The organism is Collinsella sp. TF07-1 (genome assembly GCF_003437235.1).
Classification (GTDB): domain Bacteria; phylum Actinomycetota; class Coriobacteriia; order Coriobacteriales; family Coriobacteriaceae; genus Collinsella.
On sequence record NZ_QSRV01000030.1, the window covers coordinates 1 to 17,762 of the forward strand.

At 58.2% G+C, this 17,762-nt stretch carries 13 protein-coding genes and 1 tRNA gene; 8 read left to right on the forward strand and 6 right to left on the reverse strand.

Features of this window, described 5'->3' with window-relative positions; genetic code table 11:
- Positions 1 to 611 precede the first annotated feature (611 nt).
- The 4 genes from DXC67_RS09370 to DXC67_RS09385 form a co-directional block, all read right to left on the reverse strand.
- Positions 612 to 686 (reverse strand) — tRNA-Gln (locus DXC67_RS09370).
- 38 nt (positions 687 to 724) lie between these two features.
- Positions 725 to 1,630 (reverse strand): peptidoglycan-binding protein, encoded by a 906-nt coding sequence (locus DXC67_RS09375; RefSeq protein WP_187361857.1) that lies wholly within the window; start codon positions 1,628 to 1,630, stop codon positions 725 to 727.
- A gap of 139 nt (positions 1,631 to 1,769) precedes the next feature.
- Positions 1,770 to 2,783, reverse strand: coding sequence for a polyprenyl synthetase family protein (locus DXC67_RS09380; protein ID WP_117638175.1), 1,014 nt, complete (start codon positions 2,781 to 2,783; stop codon positions 1,770 to 1,772).
- 127 nt (positions 2,784 to 2,910) lie between these two features.
- Positions 2,911 to 5,361 carry a PTS transporter subunit EIIC gene (locus tag DXC67_RS09385; protein WP_117638176.1) on the reverse strand — a complete coding sequence of 817 codons (2,451 nt, stop codon included), beginning with the start codon at positions 5,359 to 5,361 and terminating at the stop codon, positions 2,911 to 2,913.
- Between the two features lie 224 nt (positions 5,362 to 5,585).
- Here DXC67_RS09385 and DXC67_RS09390 point away from each other — a divergent pair, with 224 nt between their 5' ends.
- From DXC67_RS09390 to DXC67_RS09410, 5 genes are all read left to right on the forward strand, one after another.
- Positions 5,586 to 6,305: a GntR family transcriptional regulator gene (locus DXC67_RS09390; protein WP_117638177.1), complete on the forward strand. Its 720-nt coding sequence runs from the start codon at positions 5,586 to 5,588 to the stop codon at positions 6,303 to 6,305.
- Between the two features lie 306 nt (positions 6,306 to 6,611).
- Complete coding sequence (locus DXC67_RS09395; protein ID WP_055252173.1) at positions 6,612 to 7,928, forward strand: ABC transporter substrate-binding protein; 1,317 nt, start codon at positions 6,612 to 6,614, stop codon at positions 7,926 to 7,928.
- A gap of 87 nt (positions 7,929 to 8,015) precedes the next feature.
- Positions 8,016 to 8,870, forward strand: coding sequence for a carbohydrate ABC transporter permease (locus DXC67_RS09400; protein WP_055252174.1), 855 nt, complete (start codon positions 8,016 to 8,018; stop codon positions 8,868 to 8,870).
- Positions 8,870 to 9,709: a carbohydrate ABC transporter permease gene (locus DXC67_RS09405; protein WP_117638178.1), complete on the forward strand. Its 840-nt coding sequence runs from the start codon at positions 8,870 to 8,872 to the stop codon at positions 9,707 to 9,709. Before DXC67_RS09400 ends, DXC67_RS09405 begins: the two co-directional genes overlap by 1 nt.
- Before the next feature lie 68 nt (positions 9,710 to 9,777).
- Positions 9,778 to 10,977, forward strand: a complete 1,200-nt coding sequence (locus DXC67_RS09410; RefSeq protein WP_117638179.1) for an ABC transporter ATP-binding protein — start codon at positions 9,778 to 9,780, stop codon at positions 10,975 to 10,977.
- Between the two features lie 456 nt (positions 10,978 to 11,433).
- On the opposite strand, the gene glgP is transcribed toward DXC67_RS09410, so the two are convergent.
- Both glgP and malQ read right to left on the reverse strand, forming a co-directional pair.
- Positions 11,434 to 13,701: a glycogen/starch/alpha-glucan family phosphorylase gene (gene glgP / locus DXC67_RS09415; protein ID WP_117638180.1), complete on the reverse strand. Its 2,268-nt coding sequence runs from the start codon at positions 13,699 to 13,701 to the stop codon at positions 11,434 to 11,436.
- Positions 13,702 to 13,829: 128 nt separating this feature from the next.
- The gene (gene malQ / locus DXC67_RS09420) at positions 13,830 to 15,407 is read right to left on the reverse strand and encodes a 4-alpha-glucanotransferase (RefSeq protein ID WP_255413354.1); all 1,578 of its coding nucleotides are present in this window, start codon (positions 15,405 to 15,407) and stop codon (positions 13,830 to 13,832) included.
- Between the two features lie 291 nt (positions 15,408 to 15,698).
- Between malQ and DXC67_RS10845 the strand changes: the two genes are divergently transcribed.
- From DXC67_RS10845 to DXC67_RS09435, 3 genes are all read left to right on the forward strand, one after another.
- The gene (locus tag DXC67_RS10845) at positions 15,699 to 16,292 is read left to right on the forward strand and encodes an ATP-binding protein (protein WP_084591805.1); all 594 of its coding nucleotides are present in this window, start codon (positions 15,699 to 15,701) and stop codon (positions 16,290 to 16,292) included.
- Between the two features lie 327 nt (positions 16,293 to 16,619).
- The gene (locus DXC67_RS09430; protein WP_035137761.1) at positions 16,620 to 17,156 is read left to right on the forward strand and encodes a hypothetical protein; all 537 of its coding nucleotides are present in this window, start codon (positions 16,620 to 16,622) and stop codon (positions 17,154 to 17,156) included.
- An 8-nt stretch (positions 17,157 to 17,164) separates the two neighbouring features.
- Positions 17,165 to 17,494, forward strand: coding sequence for a helix-turn-helix transcriptional regulator (locus DXC67_RS09435; protein ID WP_052044110.1), 330 nt, complete (start codon positions 17,165 to 17,167; stop codon positions 17,492 to 17,494).
- Positions 17,495 to 17,762 lie beyond the last annotated feature (268 nt).

A 17,762-nucleotide genomic window follows, 5' to 3' on the forward strand; every position in this document is an offset into this window, starting at 1 on the left:
AATATGAGTACTGATACTCTTTTAGTAGCAGTAATTTTGATCACATTTAAGGTGATTTGACGTGTCGATCGAGCAGATAAGCTGCCGTATCTCCTCAAGTGTTCATTAAAGGAAGACCTTGATGCGAATAAATCTCATTAAGATCTTCTTTTATTAACGAAAATAATGTAGCTACAACGGTAACAGTACTCATATTTGCCGTTTTTTGGCCACAGTCCTTCGGAGGGTCCTCGAAAATAGTCCCGAGCCGGCACTTGGGGACGTTCCTATAATGCCGGCACTCAGGAGCGTCCCCAAGTGCCGGCACCGCGTCTGCCTGCGGCGACCGCGCCCCGCTGCGTCGCTCCGCACCCTTGCGGGTTCGAATCCCTCCGCTTGGCGGCGTTGGCTCGATTTGCTTGACGTGAGGGGCTCTTGGCTGGTGTGGGACGGAGGGATTCCGCGTCCGCCTGGTCGGCGACCGCGCCCCGCTGCGTCGCTTCGCTCCTTGCGTGCTGCGCTGGAAAACGCTTCGCGTTTCCTCAGCTCCGCACCCTTGCGGGTTCGAATTCCTCCGCTTGCCCACAAGAAAGCGCCCTGGGCCGTTATGGGCTTAGGGCGCTCAGTTTTAATGGCTGGGACGGAGGGATTCGAACCCCCAACAGCCGGCACCAAAAACCGGAGTTCTACCGTTGAACTACGTCCCAATGTGTGGTGTTGCCCAAAAGCAACTCGTCTAGTTTACCTAATCTGCGAGGGCATCGCAAACGCCGTCGAGTAGGCGTACGGCGAGCGTCTGCGCGTCGCTGGCCGTGAAGGTGCCGTTGTAGCGCGTCATGCCCGTGAGCTCAATGCGAATGCGAGCCGGCTTCTGCTGCGCGGCGACATTGGCGGTGCGGATGCGCTGGGCCAGGTTGTGGCACTCGGCGAGGGCAATCGTGGCGCGTGGCGCGGCGTCGGCGGGCAGCTCGTCGCTTGCGATCTCGAGCACCAGGTCAACGTCGGTTGGGACCTCGGAGTCGCAGAGCATCATGCCGCTGTTGTCGGTCGTTGCCGTGGCGATGTTCCACATGCGCGAAGCAACGCTGCGTGCGATGGGGTCCTCACCGATAACGGCGATCTGGAAGCGCTCGAGCACGTTGGCGGCGCGAGCAAAACCGATGCGGGACTCGGCTTCGGTGACCGAGGGCTTGCCCTCCCACACATGGTGCAGGCGGTTGATGTAGGCGTAGGTGTCCTGGAAGGCCATGCCGTCGGCAAACAGGCCGACATTTTCCTGGAACTGCTGCAGGGCGGCCTCGGTATGCGGACCAAAGTAGCCGTCGTCTTCGCCACAGGCAAAGCCCAAAACGTTGAGAGCGCGCTGCAGGGCCTGCACATCGGCGCCATGGAAATTGGGCATGCGCAGATACAGGGTGCGGTCGCCCAGCTTATACGAGGCGTCGACCAGGGCGCTCCAACAGGGGATATCGACGGCATGACCGGCAGCAAGGCCGCTGTCGAGCCTGAAGGTGCTGACGGCCTGCTCGGTGGTGGTGCCAAAGCGCTTGTCGACAACCTCGGCGTCATCGATTGTATAGCCGAGCTGCAGAAGGCGGGACTGGACGTCCTCGACGGCTGCTCCCTGCATGCCCGTGGTAATAGGTTCCATGAACGAACCCCTTTCGGCGTACCATTCGTACTATTTTGAGCGTGTGTCGGATAGACAACGCGAGACAATTTATAAACATGCACTCAATAGTGTAGCAACTTGTACCCAAACTCGCTGCCCACAGGTTTTATGACCCCCGCTAGTTAAGACGCTCCACAAAGAAATCTGCCATTGAGAGGAAGAGCTCGCGCGCATGCGGGTCGAGCTCGACGCCTTCGATAGCGGCCTTGGCCTTAGCGGTCAGGTCGAGCGCATAGGTGTGGGCGTAATCGATGGAGCCGGTCTCCTGGAAGATCTCCACGGCGCGTGCGAGCTGCGCAGGGTCCTCGGTGCCCGAGGAAAGGATTGCCTCGATCTCGTCGTGATAGCGCTCGTCTGACAGGGCATGCACGGCAACGAGGGTGCGCTTGCCCTCGGTGATATCGGTGCGGAAGTCCTTGTTGGCGGCCTCCTTGGTGCCGATCAAGTTGAGCAGGTCGTCTTGAATCTGGAAGGCAAGGCCCGTGTGCAGCCCAAAGGCGCGCAGTGCCTCAATCTGCTCTTCGCTGCCGCCGCCGATAATGGCTCCGGCGGCAAGCGGCGTCGCTCCGCTGTAGTACGCGGTCTTGTGCGTCGCCATGTCCAGATAATCGTCGACCGAAATGTCAAAGCGCTCGTCGCGGACCCAGCCCAGGTCGAGCGCTTGGCCCTCGATGGTACGGACGATCATCTCGGTAAGCTCGTGGAGCACGTGAAGCTTCACGTCTGCGTTGAGTGTGGGGTCGTCGAGAACCGTCTTGGTGACCATGGTGAGCGCCAGGTCACCGCAGTTGATGGCAAGACCGGTGCCCTCGGTAAGGTGCATGCAGGGCTTGCCGCGACGAATCTGCCCGTTGTCGGCGATGTCGTCGTGGATGAGTGCGCCCGACTGAAAGTGCTCGATGGCCGCCGCTGCGCTGCGGGCGCTCTCAAAGCTGCCGCCTACCGCAGTGGCGGCGAGCATGCAGATGAGCGGGCGGTGGCGCTTGCCAGCGTTTGCCGTAAATGCCGAGAGCGGGGTATACAGGTAGCGCTCGATATCGGCGGAAGTCGCCTGTCCGTCAAAGAACGTGGCCAGATAGTCGTTAATCTGGTCAAAGTGCTGGGCTAAAAAGCTGGTAAACGGACTGGACACGGGTTCTCGCATTCTTTGATAGGTTGCATCGTTGCATTATGCAGACAACATATTGCCACATTAGGGCGTCGAGCGCGGCGGTTGAAGACGATTGGTCCATGCGGCCGCAAGTGCGGTAGGGGCTTGGCTAGATAAGCCCAAAGTGTTCGAGCGCGGTGACGACGCCGTCGTGGTCGATGCTGTCGGTGACATAGTCGGCCTTTTCCTTGAGGAAGTCCGGCGCATTGCCCATGGCGATACCGACATCGACGGCGTTCATCAGCGAGACGTCATTGCTGGCGTCGCCGATGCCGTATACGGTTCCGTGGTGGGGATCGAGGGCGTCGAGTACGGACTGGATACCCTTGCGCTTGGTGCATTCGCGAGGCGAAATCTCGGTCACTTCGAGCTCGAGCTCGTTAAAGCAGAGCAGCGGCTCAAACGCTTGATCCTGAGCGATGCGGTTGGCAAGCGACGTGGACATTAAGATCTTGTAGGCGCTGTAATGTTGCAGCTGCGTAATTGCATCGCCCACGGTGCGGGCGTATCCCGGAGCGTCGGGCGCATCGGCACTCATGCGAACGACGCCATTGAGCCCCTCAAAACGAATCACTTCGTCCGATTGCTCAAGAATGGGAGCAAGGCGCTGCAGCATGCCGGGCGTCATCGCCAAATCGCGAATCACGTGTCCCTCAAGTTCGACATAGCCACCCGCGAGGCAGACGATGCCGGTCCAGGGCAGCTCGAGCAGCTTTGGATGGATGCAGCTCAGCGTGCGCCCTGTGCAGATAAACGCCATATTGCCCTTGGCGACAAAATCACGGATGGCTTGCGAGACCGCTTCATTGGGATAGGGGGAGAGGTCTCGCTCGCTCTCGGGAAGCTCTTGTGCCACTCGAGGGTCTTGCCAGGCGAGTGTTCCGTCGATATCGAAGAAGCAGATATCGCCGCGCTTATGGGCTGCGCTGGCGGCAGGGGAGGCCGAGGTGGTGGACACAAATCCCGGCTCGAGGCCCATGATCTGGTCAAAATGCTCTTTAACGCGGGGAACGGAGATGCCAATAATCACCTGGGCGGTCTTGCCCGTAATGATGAGGCCCTTGGCGCCCACCGCGACAAACGACGCATTATCTGCAACGATGGAAGGGTCTGCGACCTCGACGCGCAGGCGCGTGGCGCAGTTGGTTGCGCCCACGATATTGCCAACGCCACCTAAAAGCTGAATTACCCGCTCAGCGAGGACGTGATCTTGATCGGATTGAATACTGACCTCGCCATTGGGAGATTGCTCTTTGGCAAAGCCGCTTCCCGTTAAACGATCGATTGCCGCGCGATTGGAGACATGATCCTCGCGGCCCGGCGTCTTAAGGTCATAGACCAAGATGAGTGCTCGAAAACTAACAAAAAAGATGAGGCTAAAGGCAAGACCGATACCGAGCGCCAAAAGGTAGGAGCCGGCATGCATTCGCATGAGTGGGATGAAGTTGAAGGCCGTCATTTCCATGAGACCGCCCGAGAAGATGCCGACGATGCCAAAGAAGTTCATGGTCATGGCAAGGCAGGAGGACAGGACGGCGTAGAGCAAAAAGAGTCCGGGATAGGTGAACATAAAGAGAAACTCGAGCGGCTCGGTGACGCCGCAGACCACCGAGGCGACGATGGCGGGCAAAAGGATGACCTTAAGGCCGGCGCGGCGTTCGGGTTTGGCGGTGAAATAGAATGCTGCCGCGATGGCGGGAAGGCCAAAGAGCTTGCCCCAGCCGGTGGCGGTAAAACCTGCCCAGGGCGCAAGTTCATTTAAAGGGCGCGTGCTATGGGAGAGAATGGGGAGCAGGTTGGTCCACGTGGCGTAAATACCGTCGTGAATGACCAGATTGTCGTAATAGATGGGCATATAGAGCAGATGGTGCAGCCCCATGGGCTCGAGCGCTCGCTCCAAAAACACAAAGATGCCCACGCCGAAGGGGCCGACGCCCGCAAGTGCGTGGCGCAGCGTTTCGGTCACAGCGTATGCGAAGGGCACGATGGCGGCCGAGATGGCGGCAAGGGCAAACACGGCAAAAAAGCTGATGAGGTAGACGAGCGAGGAACCCGAGAACGTGCCGAGCCAATCGGGAACCTTGGCATCGTAGAAGCGGTCATGGATGGCAACGACGGTTGCCGACACCGCCAGCGGGCCGATAATGCCGGTGTCGAGCGTCTTGATGCCGTCGATGACGGTGATGCCGCTGGCGGGGGTTAAAGACGACGGGTACTTAAGTCCAAGGTTGTCGCCGCTCAGCTTAATGATCTCGCTCAAAAAGAAACAGTAGGCAAAATAGGCTACGAGCGCCTCGAGGCAGCAGCGTGCCGGTTGCTTTTGGGCAAGGCCGATGGGCAGCGCTACGGCAAAAAGGAGTGGAAGGCGCTTAAAGACCGTCCACGAGCCGCGCTGAATGATAGTCCAGAAAACGTACCAGGGGGTTCCGTATACGGCGAGGTCGCCGACGATATCCACGGTCGTTGCGAGGGCGGAGATGCCGACCATGAGGCCTGATATAGAAAACAGCATGGCGGGCGCGAACATGGCTCCGCCAAAACGTTGGATTTTCTGCAGCATAATATGCCTTTCGGATGCAACATGCTGTGCGAGCAAGAACGTTTAAACAATGAACTCATTGTAGAGGACTGGCTGCTTGCCGCATTGACGGTTTTGATTCGGTCCGATTTGGGTTTCGGGGGAACCGTCGACGGTAAATAATCCGTGCTTTACCGATAATCGGTTTAAACAACTTTAAGAAATGCTATCGTGCCTAGCCATACATATTCATTAGAGGTGAAATCATGCCAAAAGCGATTTACGAAGGAATCTACCGCGAGATCCGTTCGCGCATCATCAACGGGACCTATGCGTTTCAGGAGATGCTGCCAACCGAAGCCGAGCTGACCGCGGAGTTTGGCTGCACGCGCAATACCGTTCGACGCGCCTTGAGCATGCTGGCCGACCAGATGTTTGTGCAGCCTATACACGGCAAGGGCGTGCGCGTTATTTGGCTTAAGGGCGAAACCGATATGCTGGGCGCACTCGAAGAGGTTGAGTCGTTTGGCGAGTTCGCAAAACGCAACAATGCCGTCGCATCGACCGAGGTCAAGTCTTTTGAACACTTGATTTGCACTGAGCAACTCTCTCGTCGCCTGGGCTTTAAGGTGGGCGAGGAGCTGATTCGCGTCGTGCGTGTCCGAAGCCTCAACGGCAGCGCGCGCCAAGTGGACCACGGCTACTTTTTGGCGTCGATCGCCAAGGGCCTGACCCCCGAGATCGCGGCGGATTCTATCTACGGCTATCTGGAGCACAAGCGCGGCATCAAAGTGATGGCGAGCCGCCGTACGGTGAGTGTCGAGCTCGCCAACGATGAGGATTGCAGCTATCTGGACCTTGGCAAGTACAACTGCGTCGCCGTTATGGAGAGCCAGTCGTACACCTCGGACGGCATCTTGTTCGAGGTCACGCATGCCCGCACACACCCCGAGATCTTCCATTACCGCGTCAATTCCAAGCGATAGCCGGCTAGCTCGCAGCCTGACGAGACTCATGCCCTCAAAGCGAAAACGCCCGGTCAAACCGACGATGCATCGGCTTGATCGGGCGTTTTCTCTGCATTCGATAACAAATAATTGTTTATACAAAACTTGTCAAGTATCAAGTCGAAATTACCGTTCACCGAAGTTTTTCTACCGCTCTAGTAATACTTGTTCAAACAACTAGCCAAATAGCGTATTGTACAAGTCAGCAAAAGGGGCAAAGTCCCCGAGCCAATCTCCGAAGGCGGCGGCAAAGGGTGCCGCCACGGTGTGAAAGGGTGGATTGTAATGAAGAACGAAATGAGCAGAAGGCAGTTCCTGGGCTTTGCTGGTTCCGCGGCTGCGGTTCTTGGTCTGGGCCTCGTGGGCTGCGGTGGTTCTGCCGGCTCTGGCTCCTCTGCTTCTGGTGACGCTGCCGAGGTCTACTTCCTCCAGTTCAAGCCCGAGGTCGACAAGGAGTGGAAGGAGATCGCCAAGGCGTACAAGAAGGAGAAGGGCGTCGAGGTCAAGATCGTGACCGCCGCCTCCAACACCTACGAGGAGAAGCTCAAGTCCGAGATGTCCAAGAGCTCCGCTCCGACGCTGTTCCAGGTCAACGGCCCCACCGGCCTTAAGAACTGGAAGGACTACTGCGCCGATCTTTCCGACACCAAGCTCCGCGGCGAGCTCATCGACGACTCCCTGGCGCTGCAGTCCGACGGCAAGGATCTGGGTATCGACTGGGTTCAGGAGAGCTACGGCATCATCTACAACAAGGAGCTCCTCGAGAAGGCCGGCTACAAGGCCGAGGACATCAACTCCTTCGACAAGCTGAAGGCTTGCGCCGATGACATCCAGGCCCGCAAGGACGAGCTCGGCGTTGACGGTGCCTTCACTTCCGCCGGCATGGATGACTCCTCCAGCTGGCGCTACACCACCCACCTCGCCAACCTCCCGCTCTACTACGAGTTCGAGAAGGAGCACAACCAGGAGGACGACGAGATCAAGGGCGAGTATCTCGACAACTTTAAGCAGATCTTCGACCTGTATATCACCGACTCCACCTGCGATCCTTCGCAGCTCGCCTCCAAGACCGGTGACGACGCCACCAACGAGTTCGCAACCGGCAAGGCCGTCTTCTACCAGAACGGCTCTTGGGCCTACGCCGACCTCACCAAGGCCGGTATGACCGACGACCAGCTCGGCATGCTGCCGATCTACATCGGCGTCGACGGCGAGGAGAACCAGGGCCTGTGCTCCGGCGGCGAGAACTACTGGTGCGTCAGCTCCCAGGCTTCCGAGGATGCCCAGAAGGCCACCGAGGACTTCATGTATTGGTGCGTCACTTCTGACACCGCCACCAGCATCATCGCTGACAAGATGGGTCTGACCGCCCCGTTCAAGAGCGCTAAGGAGACCACCAACGTCTTCTCGCAGCAGGCCGTTGCTATGGCCAAGGACGGCAAGAAGACCGTCGCTTGGGACTTCGTTTACATCCCCTCCGAGGAGTGGAAGAAGAACCTCAAGCAGGCTCTCATCGCTTATGCTGCCGACAACACCAAGTGGGACGGCGTCAAGAACGCCTTCGTCGATGGCTGGAAGACCGAGAAGGCTGCTTCCGAGTAAGCAGTTGCTGCCCAAGCTATCTGATTAGCGACAGGGGGCGGGCAGACGTAGGTTTGCCCGCCCCCTGCATATTGAAAGGACCCTTCTATGGGCAAAGCACTCAAGCGCTGGTGGCCGCTCTTTATGCTGCCCACGTGCCTGGCGTTTATGATCGGGTTCGTGATTCCCTTTATCCAGGGTTTCTATCTCTCGTTCTGCCAGTTTATTACCATCAATAACGCGCACTTTGTCGGTATCGAGAACTACGTGCGCGCGCTGTCCGATCCGCAGTTCTCCACGTCGTTCTTCTTTACGGTGGCGTTTGCCTTCCTGTCGACGGTGCTCATCAACGTGATCGCGCTGGCCATCGCGCAGGCGCTCACCCGCAAAGCGCTCAAGGGTACCAACATCTTCCGTACGATCTTCTTTATGCCTAACCTGATCGGCGGCATCGTGCTGGGCTACATTTGGCAGATTCTGATCAACTGCCTGCTCTCCAACGTGGGCGCCCAGCTCATCGCCCTTAACTCTGCTGCTGGCTTCTGGGGCCTTATCATCCTGACCCTGTGGCAGCAGGTCGGCTACATGATGATCATCTACATCGCCGGTCTGCAGTCCATCCCGTCTGACTACATCGAGGCCGCCAAGGTCGATGGCGCTACGGCATGGCAGACGTTTTGGAAGGTTAAGATCCCCAACCTGATGCCGACCATCACCATCTGCCTGTTCCTGTCCATCACCAACGGCTTTAAGCTGTTCGACCAGAACCTCGCCCTTACCGGTGGCGCCCCGGCGCACTCCACCGAGATGCTCGCCCTGAACATCTACAACACGTTCTATTCGCGTGCTGGCATCGCATGGCAGGGCATCGGTCAGGCCAAGGCAGTTATCTTCTGCATCCTGGTTGTCGCTATTTCTATGATCCAGCTTAAGGCCACGAGGTCCAAGGAGGTGCAGCAGTAATGAAACGCGATAAGGCTATCAACCGCGCGCTCTCGATCTTCTTTACGATTCTGTCGCTCGCATGGATCTACCCCGTGTTCATGATTGCGCTCAATTCCTTTAAGAAAGCGACCGCAATCAGCACCACCACGGCGTTCGATCTGCTCACGCCCGAGACGTTCAACGGCCTCGCAAACTACGTGCACGCTCTGAACGAGCAGGGCTTTGCCTCGGCGTTTATGTACTCGCTTATCATCACGGTCACGTCGGTCGTGCTGATTCTGGTGTGCTGCTCCATGTGCGCTTGGTACGTGGTGCGCGTCAACAGCAAGATCTCGAACTTCTTCTATTACCTGTTCGTCTTCTCGATGGTCGTACCGTTCCAGATGATCATGTTCACGCTGTCCAACCTCGCGGACCGCATCGGCTTTAACACGCCGTTTAACATCTGCTTCATCTACCTTGGTTTTGGCGCGGGCCTCGCGGTCTTTATGTTCGCCGGCTTCGTCAAGAACATCCCGCTCGAGATTGAGGAAGCGGCCATGATCGACGGCTGCAACCCGGTCCAAGTGTTCTTTAAGATCGTCCTTCCCATTATGAAGCCCACCTATCTTTCGGTCGGCATCCTTGAGACCATGTGGGTCTGGAACGACTATCTGCTGCCCTACCTTACGCTCGACTCCACCAAGTACAAGACCATTCCTATCTTGATCCAGTACTTCCGTGGCGGCTATGGCCACGTCGAGCTCGGCCCCATGATGGCGTGCATCATGATGGTCGTCATCCCCATCGTCATCATGTACATCTTCTGCCAGAAGTACATCATCGACGGTGTGGTGGCAGGTGCCGTCAAGGGCTGATGCCGTAACTGTTTTGCAAGTTTTGGCGGCGCCTCTCAGCGCGGCGCCGCGTATCGAAAGGTAAAGACATGGCCGAGATCGTTCTCAAACATGTTCAGAAGGTGTATCCCAACAACGAGTCAAAAAAGAAGGGCTTCTTTGGCAAAAAGAAGAAGACCGAGGAGAAGAAGCACAACCTCAAGGTTACCGAGGACGGTGTGCTCGCTGTAGAGGACTTCAACCTCACCGTTCACGACCAGGAGTTCATCGTCCTCGTTGGCCCTTCTGGCTGCGGTAAGTCCACGACGATGCGCATGGTCGCCGGCCTGGAGGACATCACCTCCGGCGATGTGTTCATCGATGGCAAGCGCGTCAACGACGTGGCGCCCAAGGACCGCGACATCGCCATGGTGTTCCAGAGTTATGCTCTGTACCCCAATATGACGGTGTACGAGAACATGGCGTTTACGCTTGAGCTCAAGAAGGTCCCCAAGGACGAGATCGACCGCAAGGTTCGCTCCGCTGCCGAGATCCTGGGTATTACCGAGTACCTCGACCGTAAGCCCAAGGCGCTCTCTGGCGGCCAGCGCCAGCGCGTCGCCATCGGCCGCGCCATCGTGCGTGACCCCAAGGTCTTCCTGATGGACGAGCCGCTGTCCAACTTGGATGCCAAGCTTCGTAACCAGATGCGCGCCGAGCTCATTAAGCTGCGTCACGAGATCAAGGGCACCTTCATCTACGTTACCCACGACCAGACCGAGGCTATGACCCTCGGCGACCGCATCGTGGTCATGAAGGACGGCGTCGTCCAGCAGATCGCCACGCCGCAGGAGGTCTTCAACCATCCCGCGAACATCTTCGTCGCCGGCTTCATCGGCGTGCCGCAGATGAACTTCTTCGATGCCCAGCTGGTGCGCTCGGGCAACGGCTTTACTGTCAAGACCGAGGATATGAACGTGGCGCTCGCCCCGGAGACTTGCGCTCAGCTTGCCCTCAACTGGGACGGCGGCGACGTGAAGGAGATTACGGCCGGCGTGCGCCCCGAGCAGATCCTGCTTGCCGACAAGGGCGAGGAGGGTGTGCTCCAGGGCACCGTCGAGGTGACCGAGCTCATGGGCTCGACCGAGCATGTCCACGTGACCGCTCCCGACGGCCAGTTTGTCCTGATTATCCCCGTCGTCGACCTCGAGGCCAAGGGCGCGCTCAAGGCTGGCGACCCCATCTGGTTCAAGTTCGAGAAGAACGCGACTCATCTCTTCGATAAGGTGTCTGGCAAGAACCTTATCTAGGCCCGGTGCATCCAGGCCCTCCCTTTGGGCGACTGCGGCTTTGCCATCCTTTTGCCGCGGTCACATATAAGGCTCCCCTCCCGTCCACTGGGCGAGAGGGGAGCCTTTCTTTGTGTTGGGACTGTCTGACCGGTCGTTTGTCTCGATCTGTAACGGATAGGGCCGATTTCGGACGTTAGATGTTACAGATCGAGACGGTTCCGCTGAGCTAACCATTTCATCTAAATCTGTAACACCAAAGGCGAATTTCACCTGCTAGATGTTACAGATTGAGATAAACCCGAGGGGAGGGGCCGGTATGTCTCAATCTGTAACGGCTGGGACCGTTTTGGTTGAGTAATTGCTACGGATCGAGATTGTTTGGCCGAGTCGGATCACAGGGTAACGTGCGGGCACAAAAAACGGAGCCGTGTTGCCACGACTCCGTTTCTCAAGAGGATGGGTAAGGGGAATGAGCTAGCTCAGGCGCCAAATCTCGTCGTTGTACTGGGAGATCGTACGGTCGGACGAGAAGGTGCCGGCGTTGGCGATATTGATGAGCGCCTTGCGCATCCAGGCGTCCTGGTCCTCGTAGTCGGCCAGCACGCGCTCCTTGGTCTGGATGTACTCCTCAATGTCGAGCAGGGCCATAAACCAGTCCTTGCCCTTAATGTCGTCGTGCAGGCGCTGCAGGCGCTCGGCGTTGCCGGTTGCCATAAAGGCCGGGTTGGTGATGAAGTCCACCAGCAGTTTAATGCCGGGCTTGCGGTAGAGCGCACCGGCGTTGTAGGTGCCGTCGGCGTAGAGCTGCTCGACCTGTTTGGACGAGGCACCAAAGGTATAGATGTTCTCGTCGCCCACGAGCTCGGCAATCTCCACGTTGGCACCGTCGAGCGTGCACAGGGTTAGGGCGCCGTTGAGCATGAACTTCATGTTGGAGGTGCCGCTCGCCTCCTTGGAGGCCAGGCTGATCTGCTCGGAGATGTCAGCGGCGGGGATCACGCGCTCGGCGGCGGTGACGTTGTAGTTCTCAATCATGACAACCTGCAGGTAGGGAGCCACGTCGGGGTCGTTTGCAATCCACTGCGACAGCGTCAGGATCAGATGGATGATGTCCTGCGCGATAGTGTAGGCAGGCGCCGCCTTGCCGCCAAAGATGATGGTGACAGGGTGCTTAGGCCTGTTGCCGTTCTTGATATCGAAGTACTTCCAGATGATGTAGAGCGCGAGCATCTGCTGACGCTTGTACTCGTGGATGCGCTTGACCTGGACGTCGATGATGGCGTTGGAGGGAATGGTCACGCCCTGCTCGAGCGCCATGAACTGGCGCATGATGGCCTTGGCCTCGACCTTGGTGGCGGCCAGGCGCTCAAGAACGTCCTTGTCGTCGGCGAACTTGGCGAGTTTGTTCAGATCGCCGGTGCTGCGCCAGTCGGTGCCGATTACATCGTCGAGCAGGCTGGCGAGCGCGGGGTTGGCTCCATGGATCCAGCGGCGGAAGGTGATGCCGTTGGTCTTGTTGGAGAACTTCTCGGGATAGATCTCGTAGAACGGATGAAGCTCGGTGTCCTCCAGGATCTTGGTGTGGAGGGCGGCTACGCCGTTGATGGAGAAGCCAAAGTGGATGTCCATGTGGGCCATGTGGACGGTGTCGTGCTCGTCGATGATGGCGACGCGCGGGTCATCGTGCTCGGCTTTCGCGATCTCATCGAGCTTGACGATAATGTCGGCGATGGCAGGGGAGACCTTCTGCAGGCTGGCGAGCGGCCACTTCTCGAGCGCCTCGGCAAGGATCGTGTGGTTAGTGTAGGCGACCATGGAGCGTACGATGGTCACGGCCTCGTCAAACTCGATGCCATGCTCGGTGGTGAGCAAGCGAATGAGCTCGGGGATGACCATGGTGGGGTGCGTGTCGTTAATTTGGACCACGGCGTAGTCGGCCAGATCGTGCAGGTTGCTGCCGCGCTCGACGGCCTCGTCGATCAGGAGCTGGGCGGCGTTGCTCACCATGAAGTACTCCTGATAGATGCGAAGCAGGCGGCCCTGCTCGTCGGAATCGTCGGGGTAGAGGAACAAGGTGAGGTTCTTGGCGATCTCGGTCTTGTCGAAGTCGATGGAGCTGCCGGGGACCAGGCCGTCGTCGACGCTCGCCAGGTCGAACAGGCGCAGACGGTTCTTGGTGGGCTGGCCGTAACCGGGCACGTCGATGTTGACGAGCTTGGAGGTAACGGCAAAATCGCCGAACTCGACGGTGTAGGAGCGGCCGTCGTCGACTAGGATGTCCTGCTCACCGAGCCACTCGTCGGGGACGGCCTTCTGCTGGTTGTCGACAAAGCGCTGACGGAACAGGCCGTAGTGATAGTTGAGGCCCACGCCATCGCCGGTCAAGCCCAGCGTGGCGATGGAATCCAGGAAGCATGCGGCCAGGCGGCCCAGGCCGCCGTTGCCGAGCGACGGCTCGACCTCGAACTCCTCGATCTTGTTGAGGTCGTGGCCTGCGGCGGTGAGCTGGTCCTTAACCTCATCGTAGATGCCGAGGTCGATCATGTTGTTGATGAGCAGCTTGCCGATCAAAAATTCGGCGGAAATGTAATAGAGCTTTTTCTTGCCGTTGTTGAGCGGGCAGGCGGCGGAGCGCTCCTGCACGAGTTTGACCAGCAGCTTGTAAATGCGACGGTCGTCGAGCTGCTCGAGCGAGGTGCCAAAAGACTGCTCGGCGAGTTCCATGAGGTTAATTTGGGGCATGTTTCCTCCTGTAATGGGTTGATTACATGTCTGCAATTCATAAGAATCCCGCGCGAGGGGATTGGGGTGGCCTCGCGCGGGTAAGCAAGCGCGTCCGCACGGTGGGGAGGGGTCGGGCGCGGTAGCTCCTATTGAGGAAGCTCGATTTCGGCTTCCGACGGGATGCGGAAGTAGGTCTCGGTCCAGTCGGTGAGTTTGTGCTCGAGCTCGCGGGTGATGGCGCCGTCGAGCATGCGCCAGGTCCAGTTGCCGCCCAGCGTGGCAGGGGTGTTGATGCGCGCCTCGTTGCCCAAGTTGAGCAGGTCCTGCATGGTGTAGACGCACGTGTCGCTCACGCTGGCTGCGATGGTTCGGTTGAGCGCGTCGGCGATGGGTTCGCCGGCCTGCTGATGGGTGTACAGGGCTGTCTGCTCGCGCTGACGCGGGGTAGCCGTTCCTTCAAACCAGCCGCGTGCCGTCTCGTTGTCGTGAGTGCCCACGTAGGCGACGGTGTTGGCAATGTAGTTGTGCGGCAGGTAGTACGAGTTGGTGCCCTCAAAGGCAAACTGCAGGATCTTCATGCCGGGGAAGCCCGAGTTGTCGCGCATATCGATGACGCCGGGGGTGAGGAAGCCCAGATCCTCGGCGATGATGGGCAGCGTGCCGAGCTTTTCCTCGAGTGTCTTGAAGAGCTTGAGGCCGGGACCCTGCGTCCACGAACCGTAGGACGAATCAGGCGAGGAGAACGGCACCTCCCAATAGGCCTCGAAGCCGCGGAAGTGATCCAGGCGGATGACGTCGTACATGTCGAGGGCGGCGCGAATGCGGCCCTCCCACCAGGAGAAGCCGTCGGCCTCCATGGCGTCCCAGTCGTAGATGGGGTTGCCCCAGTACTGGCCGGTGGCCGAGAACTGGTCGGGCGGCGTGCCGGCGACGCTCACGGGATTGCCGGCGGCGTCGATCTTAAAGAGCTCAGGTGTCGCCCACATCTCGACGGAGTCACGCGAGACATAGATGGGCAGGTCGCCGATGATGAGGATATCGCGCTCGTTGGCATAGGCCTTGAGGCGGCTCCACTGACGATTGAAGAAGTACTGCGTCATCTGGTGGTAGAGCATGCGCGCGGGATGGGCGGCGCAGACCTTGGCAGAAGCCTCGCCGCGGGTACGGAGCTCTGCGGGCCACTCCCAAAAGGCCTTGAGACCGCACTCCTCCTTGACGGTCATGAACTCGCAGTAGGGGATGAGCCAGTCTTCGTTTGCTTGGACAAAGTCGTCGAAGTCGGCCGGCTTGTCGGCGGCAAAGCGCTCGGCGGCGCGGTCGAGAATCTGACGACGGCCACCAAAGATGGCACCATAGTCGACATTGCTGGGGTCGGAGCCCAGGTACACGCCGTCGATATCGCACTGCTCCAGATAGCCGGCCTCGATAAGCTCGGCAAAGTCGATGAAATTGGGGTTGCCCGCACGGGCCGAGAACGACTGATAGGGCGAGTCGCCATAGCTCGTTGTCGTAAGGGGGAGAATCTGCCAGTAATGTTGTTTGCACGAGGCGAGGAAATCGACAAAGTCATAGGCGTTCCAGCCAAAGCCGCCGATACCGTAAGGTCCGGGCAATGACGAAACGGGCATCAGAACGCCGCTTGCACGCTCCATGGATGCACTCACCGTCCTTTTGAATAAGGGGCTGCGCCGTAGATGGATAGACGGCTCGTCCCGAGTTTCCATTGCTATTGTCCCTATTGTAGAACATGTTGTTTAAACATGTATAGAGAGAATGAAAAAGTTGCCGACTTTCGGTGAATGGTAGTGCGCCATAGACGATATGAGTTGAACATTGGGAGCTCCTCCCCTTGCGGCTCTTTTGTGGGTCGGGCGACAATGGTCGTCGTCATTAAAGACCGGCTGCCAGCCAGGTTGCAACAATGCAAGAAGGGTTCACATTCAGTTGGCCGTTGACACAAACAATCGCGCGAAGACCTCGTCTTCTTCGGTAAGTCCAGGCGCGGCAAGACGCGCATGGCAGTCGCCCTCACGATGCGCGCGGTCGCCGCGGACATGTCGGTCAGGTTCTGGCAGACCGCGCAGCTGGTTCTCGAGCTCGGCAACGCGAAGCGCAAGGGAACGCTGTCGAAACTGTTGAACGACGTGTCGCCCGCGAGGCTGCTCGTGCTCGACGAGTTCGTCTACGTCCCCTGCGACGTAGACGGTGCGAGGGTTCTCTACCAGGTCATTTCCGTCCATGTAGTGCTCGTAGGCCGCGGCGTCGTCGGGCTCGTCGAAGGAGAGGGACTCCGTCCAGTCCCAGTAGGCCCCCGTCCAGGCGCCCCTGCGCCTGCCGGCCGGCGTCGTCTCGTCGAAGACGAGGCCGTGGCGCAGCAGGAACTTCGACATCCGCTGCTTGGCGTGTTGCAGGTCGTCGCGCGCGTCCTCGAGGGCGCTCGTCGGGGACCCACACCTCGACGACGTTGCGGCGCGCCAGCATGCGTGCCAGCCACTCGGCGTCGCGGCGGTCGTTCTTGCGGCCGCGGTCGGCCGCGGGCCGGTGCATCTTCGGGACCGCCCCGACGACGCAGCCGAGGCCGAGGGCCCGCAGCGCGCGGCCGCGGTTGATGGTACGACCATTGTCGCCCGACCCACGAGAGAGCTGCAAGGGGAGAGGCCCCAATGTTCAACTCATATCGTCTGTTGTGCCAGAGTCGCTCGGGAAAGCGCGACCGACGCAGCGCGCTGTTTTCCAGTCACATCCAGTTCGGGTTGATTTCAGCATGCGATAAGAAACTGGATTTGAATTTCGACTCGAAAGATGGGCAATGCTGATGAGAAACGCTTGGAGTTCGGGATTGCGCGGCGTGAAGCGACCCTCTTCTTATCGAGTTCGTTACAATGTAGGAAAAACAGTAAGTAAGAAGACCTCTGATTGCTTTAGGAGGAGCTGTGGTGAATAGCGCCCAGAAGATCGATAAGTCCATCCAGAAGATGATGACTCTCGGAAGAAGGCTTGGGATTCTGTTTACGGCGCTGTTTATAGCGGTGTGTTGCTGTTCGGTGGTGGTGGTTATTTCCATTGGGCTTATGGCTGCTCAAGGAAACCTATATGATCCATCAAAGACGGTTTCCGTAGTGGTTCCTTTGATGTATCTTCTGATTTCCGGAGGGGCCACATGGACCCTGCGGGGAATCAGCATGGACATGGCTCATGGCGAATCGCCCTTTACCCTTTCGCATGCTCGAAGAATCTCGATTATCGGGTGGCTGTTTGTTGCAGCGGCAATAGGTGACCTCTTGTTTTCTCCGGGGTTTCTTTCGATAGTGATTGGCCCCTTCGACTTGCTGGGGAACGCCTATTCGATGTTTGAAAACCTGGCCCTGCCCATAGATATTGGTGCTGTGCTGGGGGCCGTTTGCTGCTTCTCGATTTCTGCGATATGGCGCTACGGAGCTCTGCTTCAAGACCAGACCGAGGATTTGGTGTGAGGGGCGGCATGGACTATCTGATTATTGAGCTTGAAAGCTTATTGCTTCGACGCGGAAAGACGAGTACGGATATCATTCGGGCGACCGGGCACACACCGGCAAGTATCTCAAAAATACGAAATGGCAAGGTGAAGGCAATTAGGTTAAAGACATTGCTGGATATTTGCGTAGAGCTTGATTGCCAGCCTGGCGATCTTATTAAGCGCGTCAACGAAAGAGAACTTGAGGAACTGGCGACGCGGCGCGCCCGCAACGCGCTGAGCAGGGCGACCGCGACGGGTGATGACCCGGTCCTGGAGTCAGATCATGTTTACGTGGTCGATCTTAGAGACGACTGAGGCTGGAGAATAAAAAAGTATTGAGCAGGTGCAGCCCGTGAAAACAACGGTTTTCACGGGCTGTTCATTCAACGTCCTGCAGTGGCCTGTATTTCTCGCCGCGTCACTGGGGAACGAGAGAGTCATTTCCTGTGCTGGATGCAGGGGGGTGCTTACCTTGTGTAATATATAAATAAGCTTATATTGAAATATGATACATATCGAATTAGAATAACATTATCAATTCGGTATGCAAGGAAAGGAGGGAGAGATGGATTGGATTAACGAG